This window comes from Halorubrum sp. ASP1 (assembly GCF_005435135.1).
Classification (GTDB): Archaea; Halobacteriota; Halobacteria; order Halobacteriales; family Haloferacaceae; genus Halorubrum; species Halorubrum tropicale.
On the sequence record NZ_SGUA01000002.1, the window covers coordinates 272,136 to 291,017 of the forward strand.

18 protein-coding genes are annotated in these 18,882 nt (G+C 72.3%); 13 read left to right on the forward strand and 5 right to left on the reverse strand.

What is annotated here, in order from left to right:
- Positions 1 to 44 precede the first annotated feature (44 nt).
- From EXE48_RS03885 to EXE48_RS03895, 3 genes are all read left to right on the forward strand, one after another.
- Positions 45 to 1,529 carry a DHH family phosphoesterase gene (locus EXE48_RS03885; protein WP_053772476.1) on the forward strand — a complete coding sequence of 495 codons (1,485 nt, stop codon included), beginning with the start codon at positions 45 to 47 and terminating at the stop codon, positions 1,527 to 1,529.
- A 76-nt stretch (positions 1,530 to 1,605) separates the two neighbouring features.
- Positions 1,606 to 2,340, forward strand: a complete 735-nt coding sequence (locus EXE48_RS03890) for a class I SAM-dependent methyltransferase (RefSeq protein ID WP_137710763.1) — start codon at positions 1,606 to 1,608, stop codon at positions 2,338 to 2,340.
- A gap of 108 nt (positions 2,341 to 2,448) precedes the next feature.
- Entirely contained in the window at positions 2,449 to 3,519 is a 1,071-nt protein-coding gene (locus EXE48_RS03895; RefSeq protein WP_053772478.1) for an NAD(P)/FAD-dependent oxidoreductase, read from the forward strand.
- 474 nt (positions 3,520 to 3,993) lie between these two features.
- Here the strand turns inward: EXE48_RS03895 and ilvA are convergent, their stop codons facing one another.
- Both ilvA and EXE48_RS03905 read right to left on the reverse strand, forming a co-directional pair.
- A complete protein-coding gene (gene ilvA, locus EXE48_RS03900) occupies positions 3,994 to 5,205 on the reverse strand; it encodes a threonine ammonia-lyase (RefSeq protein ID WP_137710764.1) in 1,212 nt (403 codons plus the stop codon).
- Positions 5,206 to 5,472: 267 nt separating this feature from the next.
- Complete coding sequence (locus tag EXE48_RS03905) at positions 5,473 to 5,880, reverse strand: gamma-glutamylcyclotransferase family protein (RefSeq protein ID WP_137710765.1); 408 nt, start codon at positions 5,878 to 5,880, stop codon at positions 5,473 to 5,475.
- Positions 5,881 to 6,009: 129 nt separating this feature from the next.
- Between EXE48_RS03905 and EXE48_RS03910 the strand changes: the two genes are divergently transcribed.
- From EXE48_RS03910 to EXE48_RS03920, 3 genes are all read left to right on the forward strand, one after another.
- On the forward strand, positions 6,010 to 7,095 hold the full coding sequence (locus tag EXE48_RS03910) for an ATP-binding protein (protein ID WP_137710766.1): 1,086 nt from the start codon (positions 6,010 to 6,012) through the stop codon (positions 7,093 to 7,095).
- Positions 7,096 to 7,124: 29 nt separating this feature from the next.
- Positions 7,125 to 8,561: an MATE family efflux transporter gene (locus tag EXE48_RS03915; RefSeq protein ID WP_137710767.1), complete on the forward strand. Its 1,437-nt coding sequence runs from the start codon at positions 7,125 to 7,127 to the stop codon at positions 8,559 to 8,561.
- A 72-nt stretch (positions 8,562 to 8,633) separates the two neighbouring features.
- Positions 8,634 to 9,011: a group I truncated hemoglobin gene (locus tag EXE48_RS03920; RefSeq protein WP_137710768.1), complete on the forward strand. Its 378-nt coding sequence runs from the start codon at positions 8,634 to 8,636 to the stop codon at positions 9,009 to 9,011.
- A gap of 49 nt (positions 9,012 to 9,060) precedes the next feature.
- Here the strand turns inward: EXE48_RS03920 and EXE48_RS03925 are convergent, their stop codons facing one another.
- Together EXE48_RS03925 and EXE48_RS03930 are read right to left on the reverse strand one after the other, a co-directional pair.
- A complete protein-coding gene (locus EXE48_RS03925) occupies positions 9,061 to 9,372 on the reverse strand; it encodes a DUF8081 domain-containing protein (protein ID WP_053772484.1) in 312 nt (103 codons plus the stop codon).
- Between the two features lie 48 nt (positions 9,373 to 9,420).
- Positions 9,421 to 10,995, reverse strand: a complete 1,575-nt coding sequence (locus tag EXE48_RS03930) for a hydroxymethylglutaryl-CoA lyase-like TIM-barrel protein (RefSeq protein ID WP_137710769.1) — start codon at positions 10,993 to 10,995, stop codon at positions 9,421 to 9,423.
- Positions 10,996 to 11,295: 300 nt separating this feature from the next.
- Here EXE48_RS03930 and EXE48_RS03935 point away from each other — a divergent pair, with 300 nt between their 5' ends.
- Positions 11,296 to 11,784: a cupin domain-containing protein gene (locus tag EXE48_RS03935; RefSeq protein WP_137710770.1), complete on the forward strand. Its 489-nt coding sequence runs from the start codon at positions 11,296 to 11,298 to the stop codon at positions 11,782 to 11,784.
- A 139-nt stretch (positions 11,785 to 11,923) separates the two neighbouring features.
- Here EXE48_RS03935 and EXE48_RS03940 read toward each other — a convergent pair whose 3' ends face one another.
- Complete coding sequence (locus EXE48_RS03940) at positions 11,924 to 12,601, reverse strand: hypothetical protein (RefSeq protein ID WP_137710771.1); 678 nt, start codon at positions 12,599 to 12,601, stop codon at positions 11,924 to 11,926.
- Between the two features lie 399 nt (positions 12,602 to 13,000).
- Here EXE48_RS03940 and EXE48_RS03945 point away from each other — a divergent pair, with 399 nt between their 5' ends.
- The 6 genes from EXE48_RS03945 to EXE48_RS18685 all read left to right on the forward strand — a co-directional run bounded on the left by EXE48_RS03945 (position 13,001) and on the right by EXE48_RS18685 (position 18,730).
- Positions 13,001 to 14,086, forward strand: coding sequence for a sulfite exporter TauE/SafE family protein (locus EXE48_RS03945; RefSeq protein ID WP_053772488.1), 1,086 nt, complete (start codon positions 13,001 to 13,003; stop codon positions 14,084 to 14,086).
- A gap of 92 nt (positions 14,087 to 14,178) precedes the next feature.
- A complete protein-coding gene (locus tag EXE48_RS03950; protein ID WP_137710883.1) occupies positions 14,179 to 15,183 on the forward strand; it encodes an alcohol dehydrogenase in 1,005 nt (334 codons plus the stop codon).
- A 127-nt stretch (positions 15,184 to 15,310) separates the two neighbouring features.
- Positions 15,311 to 16,297 carry a S49 family peptidase gene (locus EXE48_RS03955; protein WP_053772563.1) on the forward strand — a complete coding sequence of 329 codons (987 nt, stop codon included), beginning with the start codon at positions 15,311 to 15,313 and terminating at the stop codon, positions 16,295 to 16,297.
- On the forward strand, positions 16,294 to 17,322 hold the full coding sequence (locus tag EXE48_RS03960; protein ID WP_137710772.1) for a DUF4350 domain-containing protein: 1,029 nt from the start codon (positions 16,294 to 16,296) through the stop codon (positions 17,320 to 17,322). The genes EXE48_RS03955 and EXE48_RS03960 overlap by 4 nt, the downstream gene beginning before the upstream one ends.
- Before the next feature lie 108 nt (positions 17,323 to 17,430).
- Positions 17,431 to 18,483 (forward strand): zinc-dependent alcohol dehydrogenase family protein, encoded by a 1,053-nt coding sequence (locus EXE48_RS03965; protein WP_053772490.1) that lies wholly within the window; start codon positions 17,431 to 17,433, stop codon positions 18,481 to 18,483.
- 73 nt (positions 18,484 to 18,556) lie between these two features.
- Positions 18,557 to 18,730, forward strand: a complete 174-nt coding sequence (locus EXE48_RS18685; protein ID WP_167551917.1) for a hypothetical protein — start codon at positions 18,557 to 18,559, stop codon at positions 18,728 to 18,730.
- Positions 18,731 to 18,882: the final 152 nt, after the last annotated feature.

Genomic DNA, 18,882 nt, shown 5'->3' on the forward strand with positions numbered 1-18,882 from the left:
CGCGCCGACGGCAGCGTTTTGCCTCGCGGTCCCGTCGCGTCCCTATGACCCGGCGCCTGCTGCTCGGCTGTAGCGCGGTCGGGAACGCGCTCGTCGAACACGCCCGCGACGGGCGCGGCGGGCGCGACGACCTGGTGGCGATCACCGACGACACCGGCTGGGTGTCGACGCTGCGCGACCGCAACGTCGCCACCGTCGAGGCCGACCCGACCGACCCCGGGACCTACCCCGACAGCGCCGGCGTCGTGCTGATCGCGAGCGACGACGCCGAGCGGAACGTCGCCGCCGCGCGCGCCGCCCGGGAGCGGTACCCGGAGGCGCTGATCGTCGCGCACCTCGGGGCGGCGCCGACGGACGAGCAGCGCGCGGCGGTCGAGGCGGTCGCCGACCGCGTTGTTGACCCGGTCGAGGCGGTCGCCGACCGCGTCTTCGCGGCGGTCGGCCTCGACGACGCCCCCGACCCGACCGCGGAGTTCGCCGCCGCCGACGGCGCCGAGAAGCCGGCCCGGCTGCTCGCGGCGCTCCGGGGGCTCTCGGGGCCGCTGCTCGTCGTCGCCCACGACAACCCCGACCCCGACGCCATCGCGAGCGCCCTGGGACTGGCGCGGATCGCGGCGTCGATCGGCGTCGAGGCCGACGCCTGTTACGGCGGCGAGATCGCTCACCAGGAGAACCGCGCGATGGTGAACCTCCTCGACATCCGGCTCCGGTCGTTCGACGAGATCGACCTCGACGCGTACGGGGGCGTCGCCTTGGTCGACCACTCCCGCTCGGGGATCAACGACAGCCTCCCCGAGGGCCACCCGGTCGACGTCGTCGTCGACCACCACCCGCCGCGGGGGCCGGTCGCGGGGTCGTTCGTCGACATCCGTCCCGGGGTCGGCGCGACGAGCACGCTCATCTCGGAGTACCTCTCGCGGTACGGGATCGCGCCGGAGCGGGACCTCGCCACGGCGCTCCTCTACGGCATCCGGATCGACACGAAGGACTTCACGCGCGCGACCGCCACCGACGACTTCGAGGCGGCGGCCGCGCTGCTCGCGCACGCCGACGAGTCGACGCTCGAACGCGTCGAGAGCCCGAGCGTGAGCCCGGAGACGCTGCGCGTCCTCGCGGCCGCCATCGAGAACCGCGACGTGCGGGGGTCGGTGGCGGCCTCCTGCGTCGGCGAGATCGCCGACCGCGACGCGCTCGCGCAGGCCGCCGAGCGGCTCCTCGACCTGGAGGGCGTGACGGTGACGTTCGTCTACGGATACACGGAGGGAGTTATCTACGGCTCCGCCCGCGCCCGCGGCGCTGACCTCGACGCGGGCGAGCTGCTGCGCGACGCGCTCGACCCCGTCGGCTCCGCCGGGGGCCACGCGGCGATGGCCGGCGCGCAGGTCCCCCTCGGCATCCTGAGCGAGGTCTCGGAGTCGGAGTCGCTGGCGGACGTCGTCGAGGCGTTCGTCGCCGGCCGGTTCTTCGAGGCGCTCGACGACGCGCCGACGCAGCCCACCGGGCTCCCGCCCGAGTTCCCGACCGATTGACCGCACGGGACCGACGAATGGGACGGCGTCGCACGGCGCCGTAACGCATTCGGCGCCGGCCCGCGACGCGCCCGACATGCCCGACGGTCTCTACGACGAGCGCCCGCGGCTGTACGACGCGATCCAGTCCGAGTGGGACTACGACCGCGACGTCGCCTTCGTCCGCGGCACGCTCGCCGACCGCGGTGTCGACCCCCACCGCCTGCTGGAGGTCGGCTGCGGCACCGGCGAGCACACGCGCCGGCTCGCCGCCGGCGGGCTCGACGTGACCGCGATAGACGTCCACGAGGGGATGCTCGGCGTCGCGCGCGAGAAGTGCGCCGACCTCGACGGCGACGGCACCGCCGAGTTCCGCCGGACGGGAATTCCCGACCCGGACCTCGGCGGCGCCGGCCCGTTCGACGCGGCCGTCGCGATCCGCGGCGTCGTGAACCACCTCGCGCCCGCGGACCTCGACCCCGCGCTGGCCGCGCTCCGCGACCGCCTGCGGCCGGGCGGCGTCCTCGTCTTCGACAACTCCCCGCTGCCGCCCGAAGGGAACCGCCCCGGGCTCGACGTGGGCCGCGACGCGGACGAGGCGGTCGAGTACGTCCGCGTCGCGCACCACGTCGCGACCGGCGACGGCCGCCTCGACTGGCGCGCGGTGACGTTCACGCCCGACGGCGACCCCTTCGTCGACGCCCGTCGGATGACGCCGTTCGCCGACGAGCGGATCGCCGACGCGCTCGCCGCGGCCGGGTTCGACGAGGTCGATACCGTCGACGGCTACGGCCCCGACGACGACCGGAGCGTGTTCGTCGCGGTGCGGTAGGTGTGAGTCGCGGTACGGTGGCGCGGTCGTCGCGGTGCGGTGGCGCGGTCGTGCGGGAATCGCGCAACGGTCGCAACGTACATACGGCGCGCCGGCGAACCGGATTACATGACCGACGACATCGTCGAACACCGTCGACTCATCATCGCCGGTACCGGTATCTCGGGGCTCTCGGCGGCGATCTACGCCGCCCGGTCGAACAACGACCCGCTGCTCATCGAGGGCGACGAGCCGGGCGGCCAGCTCACGCTGACGACCGACGTGGAGAACTACCCCGGGTTCCCCGAGGGCGTCTCCGGGCCAGGCCTGATCAACGACATGAAAGAACAGGCCGAGAAGTTCGGCGCGGAGGCCCGAAACGGCGTCATCGAGGACGTCTCGAAGGAGCCCGCGGGGCACTTCCGCGTCGCGCTCACCGACGGCGACGCCTACACCGCCGACGCCGTCATCGCCGCGTCGGGCGCCAGCGCCCGGACGCTCGGCGTCCCCGGCGAGGAGGAGCTGATGGGATACGGGCTCTCCACGTGCGCGACCTGCGACGGCGCGTTCTTCCGCGGCGAGGACATGCTCGTCGTCGGCGGCGGCGACGCCGCGATGGAGGAGGCGAACTTCCTGACGAAGTTCGCGGACACGGTGTACGTCGCCCACCGGCGCGAGGAGTTCCGCGCCGAGGACGTGTGGATCGAGCGCACGATGGACGCCGTCGAGGAGGGCGACATCGAGCTCCTCCTCAACACCGAGCTCACCGAGATCCACGGCACCCCCGAGGACGGCATCGATCACGTGACGCTCGTCGAGCATCCCGACGGCCACCCGAAGGAGAAGCTCGACGACCCCGCGACCGCCGACGAGGTCGACGAGTACGACTTCGACGTGGGCGCCGTCTTCTACGCCATCGGTCACACGCCGAACACGGACTTCCTGGAGGGGACCGGCATCGAGACCGACGACGACGGCTACCTGATCACCGAGGGCGGCCGCGGCGGCGGGCAGACCCGGACCGGCGTCGAGGGGCTGTTCGGCGCCGGCGACGTGGTCGACTTCCACTACCAGCAGGCGGCCACCGCGAGCGGCATGGGCGTGAAGGCCGCGCTCGACGCCGACGAGTACCTCTCGGACCGCGAGCGCGCCGGCGAGCTGTACGAGGGCGAGGTCGACGCCGCGGCCGCGGACGACTGATAATCGCGTAGTTCCGCGGTTTCTTATGTATCACCGTTGGGTCTCGCTTTCGGGGTCCGACGACTGATAGACCGCGGGTCGACCGTTTATTTATAAATAACCGGCTGTGAATCGGCGGCGAACGGCTTCAAAGCCCCAGCCGCTCGCTTATACATCGCTGACCGTAGATCGACGGCGAACGGCTTCAAAGCCCCAGCCGTGAGGACTCGCGCGGCTTGCTGTGCTCCTCGCTCAGTCGCTTTGCTCCTTCGCTGCGGTGCTTACTGCGCCGGGCTTCGTCCTCACGGCTGCCCCTTTGAGTCCCACCCGACAGCGACCGCACAGCACCTCACGCCTCCCCAGCCTCGCGGCTCGTTCGGGGCTCCCTGCGGTCGCCCCTCACTCACCGCGTCCCTCGCGCGTGCGGTTCGCGGCCTGTCGGCCGCTCACCGGCACGCGCCACCGCCGTTCCGCTTATGAAAAGTCGCCGCTCGTTCAGGACAGAATCTCCACGTCGTACCCCTCGGCTTCGAGCGCGTCGACAATGTCGGCGGCGTGTTCGGCGTCGTCGGTCTCTAATTCGAGTTCGAGCTCGGCGGCGTTGACGGCCACGTCGCGGGAGGTGCGGTCGTGGTGGACCGCGTACACGTTCGCGCCGGTGCGCGCGACGATGCTGGAGACCCGCTCCAGCTCGCCGGGCCGGTCCTTCAGGTCGATCGTGATCTTGAGGTACCGGCCCATCTGGACGAGGCCGCGCCGGACCACGGTCCCGAGGCGGTTGAGGTCGATGTTGCCGCCGCAGAGCGCGGCGACGACCGTCTCCCCGTCGTCGTACTCGAAGGCGTCCGAGAGGACGGCGGCGAGCGCGACCGCGCCCGCGCCCTCGACGAGCGTCTTCGCGCGCTCCAAGAGCAGCGTGAGGGCCAAGGCGATCTCGCGGTCGTCGACGGTGACGACCTCGTCGACGTACTCCTCCATGACCGTCAGGGTCTCCTCGCCGATCGACCGCGTCGCGATCCCGTCGGCGATCGTGTCGACGCTGTCGATCTCCGCGACCTCGCCCGCTTCGAGCGACTTCGCGGCCGAGGCGGCGCCCTCCGCCTGAACGCCGACGACGCGCACGTCCGGGATCTGCTCTTTGATCGCGACCGCCACCCCGGAGATCAGGCCGCCGCCCCCGATCGGGACGACGACGGTGTCCAGGTCGGGGCAGTCGTCGACGATCTCCAGGCCGAGCGTCCCCTGGCCGGCCATCACGACGGGGTCGTCAAACGCGTGGACGTAGGTGCGCCCCTCATCGCGCTCCAACTGATGGGCGTACGCCTGCGCCTCGTCGTAGTCGACGCCCTCCAAGCGGACGCTCGCGCCGTATCCGCGGGTCGCCTTCACCTTCGAGACGGGCGCGAACTTCGGCATCACGACGGTGGCGTCGACGCCCGCGCGGCTGGCCGCCAGCGCCACGCCCTGCGCGTGGTTGCCGGCGCTCGCGGTGACGACGCCGGCCTCCCGCTCCGCCGCCGAGAGGGTCCGGATCCGGTTCATCGCGCCGCGGATCTTGAACGCGCCGGTCCGCTGGAAGTTCTCCAGCTTGAGGTGGAGGTCGGCGCCGCTCATCTCCGAGAAGGACCGCGACCGTTCGAGGGGCGTGTGCCGGGCGACGTCCGAGACGCGCTCGCGCGCCTCCCGGATGTCGGCGAGACTGAGCATGCCACCCCGTCGCCGCGCCGACCGCTAATCGGTTCCGGTCGGACGCGACGGGGCACGCGGCGCGCGACCGCCGCGTCGCGGTCGTCGCGCGGGCCGACGCCGCCGATCCGGCCCGCGGGTGCGGGTCGACGGCGCGGTCGCTCGCGGTGGTAAAGGGGGGAATGCACGCGTGTGACGTGCGAGTGAAACGAGGCGACGAGAATACAAAAAGGTGAGGCTACCAGAGCGAAAGTGAAACCGCACGACTGCGGCGCCGTCATCCGCCCGTCAGACGGGATCTCGGGGGGTCAGCCGCATCCGCACGTCGCGGTCGCCGAGCACCGTCCGCACCCGGTCCGGAAACGGTCCGGTCCCGGGCCACGTCGCGTCCGCGTCGAGGCGGTCGGGGTCGCCGACGTACACCGCGGCGGTGTCCGGGTAGTCGTCCGGGGCGTCGAGCGGCACGGCCTCGCGGACGTACAGGCCGCCGTCCACGTCCTCGTACGCGTCGAGCGCGTCGACCGCCTCCGTCCGGAGGAGCCGCCCGGCGGTCTCGCCGCCCGGCGCGAGCGTCGGGTACCGCCCCTCCACGAGCCGGAGGCCGTCGAGGGTCGCCGGTCCGACGAAGACGAACGAGTCGACGACCTCGGCGACCCGCTCCGGTTCGGTCAGCGTCCCGTACACGAAGACGTCCATGAGGCCCGTGGGTCGCTCGCGGGTTTCAACGTTCGGACGAGTCTCCCGCCGCGGCGTCGATTCCTCGCACGGCGCTCCGCCGCTCGGCGATCCACAACCGTTTTACTCGTTTCCTCGGTTCGATAGGTAATGTCGACGCTGCGCGGCCACCACGCGGTGTCCCTGATCGGGGCCGGTCTCCTCGCCGCCGCCGCGGTCCACCACGTCACCGAGATCGGCGCTATCGGGACCTCCGCGGGGCCGCTGCTGGCGTTCGCGCTCGACGGCGGGATCGCGGTGACGGTCCTCGTCGCGAGCCGCCGGATCGCCCGCAGAGATCTCTCGCCGGCGGAGGAGTGGCGCGTCGCGCGGTGGACCGCCACCGGGACCGTCCTCGCCGTCGCCGCCTTCGCCGCGACGCTCGCCGTCCGCGCCTTCGAGGGGCGGCCGCTCGTCGAGCCGGCCTTCCCGATGCTCGTCGCCGCCGGCGTCGGGGGGCTCGGCGGCGCGGTCGCGGGCTACTACGCCGTCCGCCAGGCCGCGGAGGCCCGGCGGGCCCGCGACGCGGTCCGCGCCGTCTCCTTCGTCAACCATCTCCTGCGGCACGACCTCCGCAACGACCTCTCGACGATCCGCGGCTACGCCGACCTGCTCGACGGCGACGGGGAGGGAGCCGACCACGCCGCGACCGTGGCCTCGAAGGCCGCCGAGGGCCTCGACCGCATCGAGGCGACGAGCGCGGTCGCGGACGCGATCCTCGGCGACGCGGACTCCAGCCGCGTCGACCTCGCGGAGACGACGCGGGGCGTGCTGGCGAGCGTGGCGGACGACGAGTCGGTGACGGTCGAGGCCGACCTCCCGGAGGCGGCGCCCGTCGCGGCCAACGACGGCGTGCGCTCGATCGTTCACAACCTCGTCGAGAACGCGATCGAACACGCCGGCCCGGCGGTCACCGTCCGCGTCTCGGTCCGGGTCGACGGCGACGCAGGCGAGGTCGCGCTCGTCGTCGAGGACGACGGCTCGGGGCTCCCGCCGGAGATCCGTGACGGGTCGTTCTTCGCCGACGAGCCGTCGGCGGCGGAGCCGAACGGCGGCGTCAGCGGCCTGCGGCTGGCCGCCACGCTCGCGGGGGCGTACGGCGGGTCCCTCACCCCCGGCGAGTCGCCGCTCGGCGGCGCGCGGTTCGCGGTACGGCTCCCGCACGCACCGGCCGACTCGACCGGCTCCGACACGTAAAAACCGCGGGCGACCGTCCCGGACGACAGATGGACTTCCCGCGGCTGCGGCGCGTCTGGAGGCGCGTGTTCTCGCTCGCGTGGCCCGTCATGGCCGAGCAGACGTTCCGCACCGCGATGCGGACGACGGACATCCTCGTCACCGCGCTGTTCTCGCCGGCCGCCGTCGTCGCCATCGGCCTCGCCGACCTCTACGCTCGGTTCCCGCTGCGGATCGGGCTCGGCCTCGGCGGCGGCGCCATCGCGCTCTCCTCGCAGGACACCGGCGCGGGCGCGGCGGAGAACCGCGACGAGGCGGTGACGCAGGCGATCCTGCTCGGCGCGCTCGCCGGGGTCCCGTTCGTCCTCTTCGGCTTCCTCTTCGGCGAGTTCGCGATCGGCGTGTTCGGCCGGCTCGTCGGCGAGCGCACCTCGCCCGCGGTCGTCGACCTCGGCTCGACGTACCTCGCGATCGTGTTCGCCACCGCGCCGGCGCGCCACGTCGCCCTCGTCGGCGCCCGCGCGCTCCAGGGGACCGGCGACACCCGCACGCCGATGTACGTCAACATCGCGGCCAACTCCGTCAACATCGCGGGATCGGTCGTCCTCGGGCTCGGACTGTTCGGGCTCCCGCGGCTGGAGGTCCTCGGCGTCGGCCTCGCGACCGCGGGCGCCAACGTGCTCACGGCCGGGCTGCTCTGTTTCGCCATCTGGGGCTCGTGGACCGACGCGGAGTTCGCGTGGCCGCGCGACCTCACGATCGCGAAACAGCTCCTCGTCGTGAGCGCGCCCCGCGTCCTGGAGGGGTTCGGCTCCGAGATCGCGGAGTTCCCGTTCAACGCGCTCCTCTTAGGCTTCGGCGAGACGGTCAACGCCGGCTTCCAGATCGGCCGCCGCGTCTACCAGCAGGTGACCGGCCCGCTCTCGCGCGGCTACAACGTCGCGGCGTCGGTGCTCGTCGGCCAGGCGCTCGGCGAGGGCGACCCGGAGGCCGCGCGGTTCAACGGGTGGGCCGTCGCGGGGCTCGGCGTGCTCACGGTCGGGTCGATCGGGCTCGGGCTCGTCGTCGCCGCGCCGCGGATCGTGCCGATATTCACCGACGACGCGGCGACGGTCGCGTCCGCGGTCGACTTCGCGCGGGTGTACGGCGTCGCCGGCGCCGCCCTCGCCTGCTTCTCCGCGCTCTCCGGCTCGCTCCAGGGCGCCAGCGAGACGCGGATCCCCTTCGTCGCGCGCGTCTCGGCCATGTTCGGACTGTTCTTGGGCCTCTCGTGGGTGCTCGGCCGCACCGTCGGCCTCGGCCCGACCGGCGCGTACGTCGGGGTGTCCGCGGCCTACGCCTGGATGGCGCTCGTCGTCGCCGCCGGCTTCCGCCACACGGGCTGGGCGGGCCGGGCCGCGGACATGATGGACGCCCGCGGGTCCGGACCGGGCGCCGACCCCGACGCGGCCGCCGGCGACGGGTCGCGCGCGGACGATTCGCCGTGAGGCGCCGCGCCGCGGGATGAGCGCCCGCCTCCGCAGGGGAACAGTGATACGGCCGGCGTCCGTCACCGACGTATGTCGAACGAGACGCTGTACGAACGCCTCGGCGGCGAACCGGCCATCGGCGCGGTCGTCAACGAGTTCTACGACCGGGTGCTCGACGACGACCGGGTGAACCACTACTTCGACGACGTGGACATGGCCGACCAGCGCTCGCACCAGACCAAGTTCCTGAGCGCCGTCACCGGCGGGCCGATACAGTACGAGGGCGAGGAAATGGCGACCGCCCACGAGGAGCTGGCGATAACCGACGCGGAGTTCGAGGTCGTCGCGACGCACCTCGACGAGGCGCTGCGGGCCTTCGACGTCGACGACGCCGACCGCGAGGCGGTGATGGAGGCGGTCGCCGGGTTCGAGGACGACGTCGTCGGCAGCCCGGGCGGAGACGAGTAGCGGCGAGCGAAGGGGTAGCGCCGACCCGCCCGCGGGCGGGGACCGCGGATCAGGGCTCGCCGCCGAGCGACTCCTGCTCGGAGCCCGGGTCGCCCCTGAGCCGCCGCCGCCGCTTGTCGTACGCCGCCTCCAGCTTCGCGTTCGTGGCCCGGGAGACGAGGTAGCAGTCCGCGTCGCCGTCGTCGCGGGGGTGCGCGCTCGCGACCCAGACGTGGCCGTCGCCGGCCGAGAGGTCGTCCGCCCACCGCTCGGCGGCCGCGCGGCTCTCGAAGGCGTGACGCGGCCCGTCCTCGAAGACGAGCCGACCCACCTTCGCGTTCCGCTTGCGCGCGGACGGCTTGATCGCGACGACGACGCTCACACACCGGGATCGGACGCCATCGGGTAAAAACCTCGTCAGACGCCGGCGTCAGTCGTCGGCGACGGCGCCCGGCTCGGCGTCCGCGGCGTCGGCCTCGGCCGCGAGCAGGCGGTCGAGCCCGTCGACCATCCCGACGACGCTCGCCCGGGTGATGTCCGCGTCCGACGCCGAGACGCTCACCGAGCGGTCGCCCCGCGAGAGGTCGACCTCGACGGTGACGACCGCGTCCGTGCCGCCCGTGATCGCGTCGACGTGATAGGAGTCGAGGTCGAACGCGACGCCGCCGTCAGCGCCGTCCTCCCCGCCGCGCTCGCCGTCCCCGTCGCCCGCCAGCGCCGCGCGGACCGCCTCTAACCCCGCGTCGACCGGACCGGCGCCGGTGCCGGAGGCGACGCGCTCCTCGTCGCCGACGCGGAGCCGCACCGAGGCGGTCGGGAGGTTCCCGCCGGAGGTCGCCGAGAGGTCGACGAGCTCGACGTGGCGCTCGCGCTCGCGGCCCCGCACGTCGTCGGCGATGGCGAGCAGGTCGGCGTCGGTGACGCGCTTCCCGCGCTCGCCCAGCTCCTTGACGCGGGCGACGACCTCGCGCAGCTCGTCGTCGTCGACCGCCACGTCGTGCTCGGCGAGCGCGGCCTTCACGCCGGCGCGGCCCGCGTGCTTGCCGAGGACGAGCCGGCGCTCGCGGCCCACGGTCTCCGGCGGGTACGGCTCGTACATCGTCCCGTCCTTCAGCGTCCCGTCGGTGTGGATCCCGGACTCGTGGGCGAAGGCGTTGGCGCCGCAGACGGCCTTGTTCGGCGGGAGCGCGGCGCCGGTCGCCTCCGAGACGGTCCGGCAGAGCCGGTAGAGCCGCGCGAGGTCGACGGTGTCGACGCCGTACGACTCGCCGAGCGCGATCGCGACCTCTTCGAGGGCGACGTTGCCGGCGCGCTCGCCCACGCCGAGGACGGTGCCGTGGACGGTGTCGGCGCCCGCCTTCAGTCCCGCGTGGACGTTCGCCAGCCCGAACCCGAGGTCGTCGTGGGTGTGGAGGCTCGTCGGGCCGAGGTTGGCGAGCCGCGAGACGACCGCGGCGGTGCGCTCGGGGTCGGCCGCGCCGACCGTGTCGCAGTAGCAGATCCGGTCGGCGCCGGCGTCGAGGCCGGCGCCGAGCAGGCGTTCGAGGTAGTCGAGGTCGGCCCGCGAGCCGTCCTCGCCGAGCACTTCGACCCAGAGGCCGTGATCCTTCGCGTACTCGACGAGCTCGACGGTCGTCTCGACGACCTCGTCGCGGGTCGAACCCACCTTCGTCTCGACGTGCTTGTCGGAGGCGGGGACGACGAGGTTGACGCCGCCGACGCCGCAGTCGAGCGCGTGGTCGACGTCGCGTTTCACCCCGCGGGCGAAGCTCGTCACCGTCGCGTTCAGCCCCTCGTCGGCGACGCGGCGGATCGCCTCGCGCTCGCCCGCCGAGGTACACGCCGAGCCGGCCTCGATCAGGTGGACGCCCGCGGCGTCGAGCTCGCGGGCGACGCCGACCTTCTCGCCGGGCGTCAGGGAGACGCCCGGCATCTGTTCGCCGTCGCGCAGGGTGGTGTCTAACAGCTGTACCTCGTCGAGGTCTGTGAGCGGTGTTCGGGTCAAAAGGGAGTCCGTCGGCTCTGCGGTGGTCTCGGGGTCGGTGCCGCCGCGGGGCGGTCGTGCCCCGTCGTCGTTATCGCCGGAGAATTTCGCGGCCAGCCGCCGCGAGGCGACTTCCTCTATCCTCCGAACGATCGCGAGTGTCTCGCGTCATTCGTGCCCATGTGGACGACACACACACGGATAAACTGCCGGGTCGCGTCAGGTTTGACCGAGCGATCGTCGCCGCGAGGCGGGGGTACGCCGACGGATCCTCGGCGCGGCCGCCGACAGCGTTAGGGGCGTCCCCTGCGACCGGCCCGCATGGAGCGAGTCGCGGTCGACGACGTCGACGTCGTCACGAACCCCATGGGCGTCCACGACATCCGGAAGCCGGTCTCGCGCGCGCTCGGCACCGACCACGTCGCGATGAACTACTTCGAACTCGCGCCCGGCGACGCCTTCTCCGGCGGCCTCCACACGCACGACGACCAGGAGGAGGTATTCTACGTCCGCTCGGGCACCGTGACGTTCGAGGTCGGCCGCGACCGCGAGCGCGTGACCGTCGGGCCCGACGAGGCGGTCCGCTTCGCCCCGGGCGAGTTCCAGTCCGGGTTCGTGCCCGCAGACGCCGACGAGGAGGTGGTCGCCTGGGCGATCGGCGCGCCGGGCGCGCGCCACGACTGGGACCAGATTCGGTCCGTGGTCGAGTGCCGCGAGTGCGGCGGCGAGCGCGTCCACGACACGGGGCTCACCGACGAGGCGCGGTTCCGGTTCACCTGTACCGACTGCGGCACCTCCTTTTCGCCCTGAGCACGGCTCGCGGGGTGTAGCGGCGACGCAAGGACCGCAAGGAGGGAGCGCCAGCGACTGACTGAGGACCGCAGCGAGCCGCGCGAGTCCTCGCGGCTGGGGCTTTGGAGGGGTTCGTCGCCGCTCCGCGGCTAACTGCTTATAAAGAAACGTCCGTCTCGATGTCCTCGGTCGACTCGCGCAGGCCGTCCTCGCGGGCGTCGCTCGCGAGCGACCCCTGGATGTCGGCGTCGGTGAGCAGGTCGCGGAATGCGTCGCGGAACCGATCGTTCGCCCGCGTGGAGGCGATGTCGGTGCGTGCGACCGCGGCATACCGGGCGACCGTATCCGGCTGGGCGTCCAGCTCCTCGGCGCACTCGACGATCGAGTTCCCGGCGGCGGTGAGTCGCTCCAGGTCGGCGTACGCGAACGCGGTATCCGAGTCGCCGTCGGGCGCGTCGACCTCGCGGTCCGACTCGCGCACGAGGTGGAGGTCGAGGCGCGCTTTCCGGACGGTCTCGGCGTCAATTTCATCCGGATCGACATCGCCGTCGCCGTCTGTGTCAGTCAGTCCGTCGCGGATCGCCGCCGCGATCGCCGCGTCGTCCTCATCTGTGAACCGGCCGCGGGCGACGAGGGCGTAGGTGTCGTCGTCGAGGGGCGTCGAGAAGCCGTACCGCTCCCGCATCGCGGCGACGAGGTCGCGGACCCCCTCGCCGACCGCCTCGTCGTCGCGGTCGACGAGGGTCCCCCGCGCCGCCTCCTGGCGTTCGGTGACCGTCTCCGAGCCGGTGGCGTCGACGAACAGGTCGCGGAGTTCGGCGGTCTTCTCGTCCATGGGGTTCGACGTACGCGGGCGCGGTAGAAAAGGGTCGTGTCGGCGCGGCGGCCCCATCGACGCCGTTGCGACCTCACACCAGCCCGCCAACCGTGAACGCCACGTAACAGCACGCCACCAGCGCGCCCAAGTGAAGGAGTGCGTCGTAGTGCCCGCGCGCCGCGGTCCCGAGCTCCCGCGTCATCGTTCGATCTGCGGGTGACCGACCGCTCCGTTTAACCGTTTCTTTCTGTCATAACGCATTCATTTACGGCTTCGGAAACGTTCGGACGCCGATCCGTATTTCGACGGCGTCGCGGCCGCTGTGACGCCCTCCGCGACGTTGATGATCTTTCATAACTATCGTGACGTGTGGAAACGCATTTATTATACCCCACGTAATTCGCGTTCCACGCCTCAATGAGCACGTCACTCTCGAGCGATCTCCAGCGCGCCTTTCTGCGCTACCAACACGTCTTCGTGTTCCTCGCCCCGCTCCTGTTCGTCGCGGGGGTGTACGCCTTCGCGCCGACGCCGGCCGACGCCGGCGTCGACTACTGGACCGAGTACTGGTGGCTGTTCCTGGCGTTCGTCACCGGCGCCACCATCGTCAACACCGTCGGGATCAGCGGGTCGGCGCTGTTCGTGCCGTTCCTCATCTTCGTCTTCCCGCTGGTCGCGTACCCCCTGGAGCCGACGACGCTGGTGAAGATCGGGCTCATCAGCGAGTCGTTCGGGCTGTCGAGTTCGTCGCTCGCCTTCATCCAGTACGGGCTCGTCGACCGGCGGCTCTCGCTGTCGCTCGTGCTGGGCGGCGTCCCCTTCGTCGTCGGTGGGGCGCTCCTCTCGTTCGTCATCCCCGAGCCACTGTTCCACGCCCTGCTCGGGATCGCGCTGCTGGCGGCGTCGTACCTGCTGTTCAAGGCCAACCTGGGCCACGGCGACCCGACCGAGGGCGCGGACGACGAGGAGGTCGCGACCGACGGCGGGTCGGCGCCCGACCTCCCGGACGACGACAACAAGCTCGGCCCCGCGGGTGTCGACACCGACGACTCCGGCACCGTCACGCGCGTCGACCGCGACGGCGACGACTATACCTACTCCCGCGGCGGCTACCTCGAACGGTTCCTCAACTACAGCGTCGGCGGCGTGTTCCAGGGGCTCGCCGGCTTCGGGATCGGCGAGCTCGGGATCATCTCGATGCTCCGCACGCAGGTCCCGGTCCGGGTCGCCATCGGCACGAACCACATCGTCGTCGCGACGACGGCCGTGCTGGCTTCCGTGGTCCACGTGTTCGGCGGCGGGCTGGTCGGCGGCCACACGATGGACCTGGCGACGACCCCGTGGAACATGGTCGTCTGGACGGTCCCGGCGACGACGCTCGGCGGCCAGATCGCGCCGTACGTCTCGACCGCGCTCGACACGGGGACGATCAAGGCCGGCGTCGGCGGCCTGTTCGCGGTCATCTCCGTCGCGCTGTTCGCGATGGCGGGCGGCGGGATCTGAGGGCTGACGCCCCCCGCTGCCGACCGGTCGTATCGCCGCCGGCGTCAGCTTCTTAATCGCCTCGACCGGAGCGTGTTCCGATGACGGACACCATGCGTGCCGCGGTCGTGCCGGAGCCCGGAGCCGAGTTCGAACTCGTGGAGCGCGACGTGCCGGAACCGGACCCCGGCGAGGTCCGGGTCGCCGTCGAGGCGTGCGGGATCTGCCGCAGCGACGAGTTCGTCGTCGAGGGCGGCTATCCCGGCGTGGACTACCCGCGCGTCCCCGGCCACGAGATCGCCGGGCGCGTCGACGCGGTCGGCGCCGATGTCGACGCGTGGGAGCCGGGCGAGCGCGTCGGCGCGGGGTGGCACGGCGGCCACTGTTTCACCTGCGAGCCGTGTCGCCGCGGGCAGTTCCTTCAGTGCGAGAATGCCGAGATCACCGGGCTCACGTTCGACGGCGGCTACGCCGAGTACGCCACCGTCCCCGCCGAGGCGCTGGCGGCGATCCCGGACGGCCTCGACGCTGTCGACGCCGCCCCGCTGCTTTGCGCCGGGATCACCACCTACAACGCCCTGCGTAACTCCGACGCCCGCGCCGGCGACCTCGTCGCCGTCGTCGGCGTCGGCGGGCTCGGTCACCTCGCGGTCCAGTACGCGCACGCCGCCGGCTACGAGGCGGTCGCGATCTCGCGTACCCCCGAGAAGGAGCCGCTCGCGAGGGACCTCGGGGCCGACCACTTCGTGAACGCCGCGGAGTCGGACCCGGCCGCGCGGCTCTCGGAGCTGGGCGGCGCGAGCGTCGTCCTCACGACTGCCCCCGCGAGCGACGCCATCGAGTCGGTCGTGGGTGGGCTCGGGATCGACGGTTCGGTGATCGTCGCCGGGATCCCCGGCGAGCCGGTGTCGGTCGACACCCAGCAGCTGGTCGGGACGCGGGGCGCCGTCGAGGGGTGGGGCTCGGGGCACGCCCGCGACTCGCAGGACACGCTGGAGTTCAGCGCCCTGCGCGACATCGCGCCGGAGATCGAGACGTTCGCGCTCGACGATGTCGCCGCGGCGTACGACCGGATGGCCGACAACGAGGCGCGGTTCCGAGTCGTCTTGGAGCCGTAGGCGACGGGCGCGATCGCTTCCCGGCCTCGCGTCGGGTTCGCCCACCCGTCTCGCCCCCGTCGCTCGCGGCGTCGTCGTCCCGGAGTCGTTGTTTTTATCATACAGTTGTCGATCGTATAAGACGGCGATGTCATTAGACAAGCCCTCCACGGCCCTCACGTCGCGACAGCAGGTGGCTGTCGTCGTGTTGGCCGCGGCTCTGGTCGGCGCCGTGCTCGCTCCGAGCGTGTACGCGGCGACCAACGACCCGAACGACACAGTTGCCGTCGTCGAGATCGAGGGGCCCGTCAACACGGCCCTCGCCGACGACGTCGAGAGCGAACTGGCGGACATCCGCGCTAACGACTCCGTGGGCGCGGTCGTCCTCAAGCTGGACACGCCCGGCGGCGCGCCCGTCGCCTCCGAGCGGATGTACAAGGCGGTCCAGCGGACGAGCCAGGACATGACCGTCATCGCGAGCGTCCAGTCGATCAGCGCCTCTGGCGGCTACTACGCGATGGCGCCCGCCGACGAAATCTACGTGATGCCGACCTCGACGGTCGGCAGCATCGGGCTGAACGCCCCTGCGCCGTCGGCCCGCTCGGCGCCCTTCGGTCCGAGCGGCCCCGACAAGGCCGGCAGCAACCCCACCCAGGCGTGGGCCGAACAGGAGACGCTCGCGGACACGTTCATCAACGCGATGATGGCGGAACGGGGCGAGGAGTTCCAGATGCCCCGCGAGGAGGTCGCGAAGGCCGACACGTACCTCGGCACCGAGGCCGTCAACAACGGCTTCGCCGACGAGATCGGCTCGCTCAACGAGGCGATCCACGCGGCGGCCACCGAGGAGAATCTCGGCGAGTACACGGTCGACACGCGGGAGACGGGGGGCCTCTCGGGGATCCCCTTCCTCGTCCGCACCGACTCCGGGCTCGTCGCGATCCACGCGAACGACCCCGGGTACGCCGAGGTGAAGCCGATGCCCTCGACGTACGTCTACACGCCCGCCGTGCCGCACGTGGACACGATCGAGCGCTTCTCCGAGCCCGACCTCCGTGACGCCGGCGCGGCGTCGACGGAGCGGACGGCGACCGGCAACGAGACGGCGCGGCTCAACGGGGGTGTCGGCGCGTGAACCGCGTCGCAACCCTCGCGGTCGCGTTCGTCGTGACCCTCGCGGCCGTCCTCGGCGGCGCCGCGGCCGTCGGCTTCGCGACCGCCGACGGCGCAGCGCCCGCCCCGGAGATACAGAACGACCACTTCCTTGACGACGACCTCGTCGTCGACGACGACCCCGGCCAGGCGACCGTCGAGATGGACGCCTCGGCGGCGTCCCAGACCGTCCTCGTCGACCCCGGCGTCGAGGCGGGCGGACCCGGTCCGGCGCTCCCCATCAGCCTCCTCGGGCTCGGTGGCGGCGGCGTCGACGACCGGGACATCAGACCGCTCGCGAACGCGCTCATCGAGAACGGCCACGAGGTGGGCGTGTACGTGCCCGACCCGGACCAGCGCCGACCGCCCGCGCGGCCCGGCGCCGACCGGCCGACGCAGCTCGGCGAGCGGCTCGCCGAGGCCGACGCGTTCGTGACGTTCCGGACGGACTACGAGCCGGAGCAGCTCGACGAGATCGAGTCGTTCGTCGAGTCCGGCGGCCACGTCGTGCTCGCCACCGAGCCCGACGCGGCGTACTCCCAGCCCGGCGCCGCGTCGCTCGACGCGACGCTCGACGTCACGACCCGGCCCGGCTACGTGTACAACATGGACGAGAACGACCTGAACTACCAGCGCGTGTACGCCGAGGCGACCGGCGACTCGGTCCTGACCGAGGGCGTCGACCGCGCGGTGTTCCCGTCGGCGACCCCGGTCGGCACGGCCGTCGGCGGCAGCGAGGTGCTGCGCCCGATCGAGGGTAGCGAGCTCTCCACGACCCGCGAGGCGACCGAGGCGCCGCTCCTCGTGCGCAACGACGAGGTCGTGATGATCGGCGACGGCGACTTCCTGTCGCCGGAGAACGCCCGACGCGCGGACAACGACGCGCTGATCGGGAACCTGGCCGACTTCCTCGTGACGAACGACCGGACGCCGCCCGGCGCGGGCGGGTCGACGGGCCCGACGCCGCCGGGCGGCGAGCAGCCGCCGACGAACGGCACGGCCGCCTGACCGGTCGCCCGCCCTGCCGACCGGACCGCCGCGACCGGGCGAGCCGGTCCGGTTCCGGTCGGCTTCCGACACCCGCTCATTTTTGTCGCGCGCGACGGTAGCGGAGCCATGCGCGCAGCCGTCTTCAACGGACCCGGCGACATCGGCGTCGAAAAGCGACCGCGCCCCGAGATCGAGGCGCCCACGGACGCGATCGTCCGCGTCACCCACACCGCGATCTGCGGCTCGGACCTCTGGTTCTACCGCGGCGACAGCGACCGCGACGCGGGCTCTCCGGTCGGCCACGAGCCGATGGGGATCGTCGAAGAAGTCGGCGACGACGTGACCTCGGTCGCGCCCGGAGACCGCGTGCTCGCCCCCTTCGCGATCTCCTGTGGCGAGTGCGAGTTTTGCCGGAAGGGGCTCCACACCTCCTGTGAGAACGGCGACTCGTGGGGCGGCGACAACGGCGGCGGCCAGGGCGAGTACGTCCGCTCGACCCACGCCGACGGCACGCTCGTCCGCGTGCCCGACCGGTACGCCGACGACGAGGACGCGCTCCGCTCGCTGCTCCCGCTCACCGACGTCATGGGCACCGGCCACCACGCCGCCGTCAGCGCGGGCGTCGACGAGGGGTCGACCGTGGCCGTCATCGGCGACGGCGCGGTCGGGCTCTGCGGCGTGCTCGCAGCCCGCCGACTCGGCGCCGAGCGCATCGTCGCGGTCGGCCACCACGAGGACCGGCTCCACCTCGCCGAGGAGTTCGGCGCCACCGAGACTGTCTCCGAGCGCGGCGAGGCCGCCGTCGAGCGGATCCGCGAACTCACCCACGGCGGGCCGACCCACGTGATGGAGTGCGTCGGCGCCGCGAGCGCGATGAACACCGCCATCGACGCGGTCCGCCCCGGCGGGACGATCGGGTACGTCGGCGTCCCCTACGGCGTCGAAGACGAGGGCCTCGACGTGTTCGGCATGTTCGGCGACAACGTGACGCTCGCGGGCGGCGTCGCTCCCGTCCGCGCGTACGCCGAGGAGCTGATGGCCGACGTGCTTCAGGGGACGCTCGACCCCGCGCCGATCTTCACCGAGACGGTCGGTCTCGACGAGGTCGCCGAGGGCTACCGCATGATGGACGAGCGGGAGGCGATCAAGGTGCTCGTCAAACCCCACGACGACGCGTAGGCCGGCTCAGAGACCCTCTTTCGACAGATTCGACGTAACATTTAGATGCGTCCAGCCCGTGTTGATAGTTGTCATGTGTCACCATCACGACGAGGCGATGACCTGGGAGGAGGTCCAGGCGCGTCACCGGTCCGAAGAGGCGGACGAGCTCGACGACACCCCCGGCGTCGACGCGGTCGACGAGCCGGCGGACGAGACGGAGGAGTCCGAGCCCCCGGCGGAGCCGCGCGCCCCGGCCGACGACTGACGCGGTCGGGCACGACCCCGCCTCGAACCCCGACGTTTCTTTCGCGTGTCGTCGTCTCGTGAGCGACAGCTCCGTCGCCCGCGTCGCGTAAACCCGATTCAGAGATCCGGCCTCAGAGCGGTGTACGCGGCTTTCAGGCGTGGCCTGAAGTA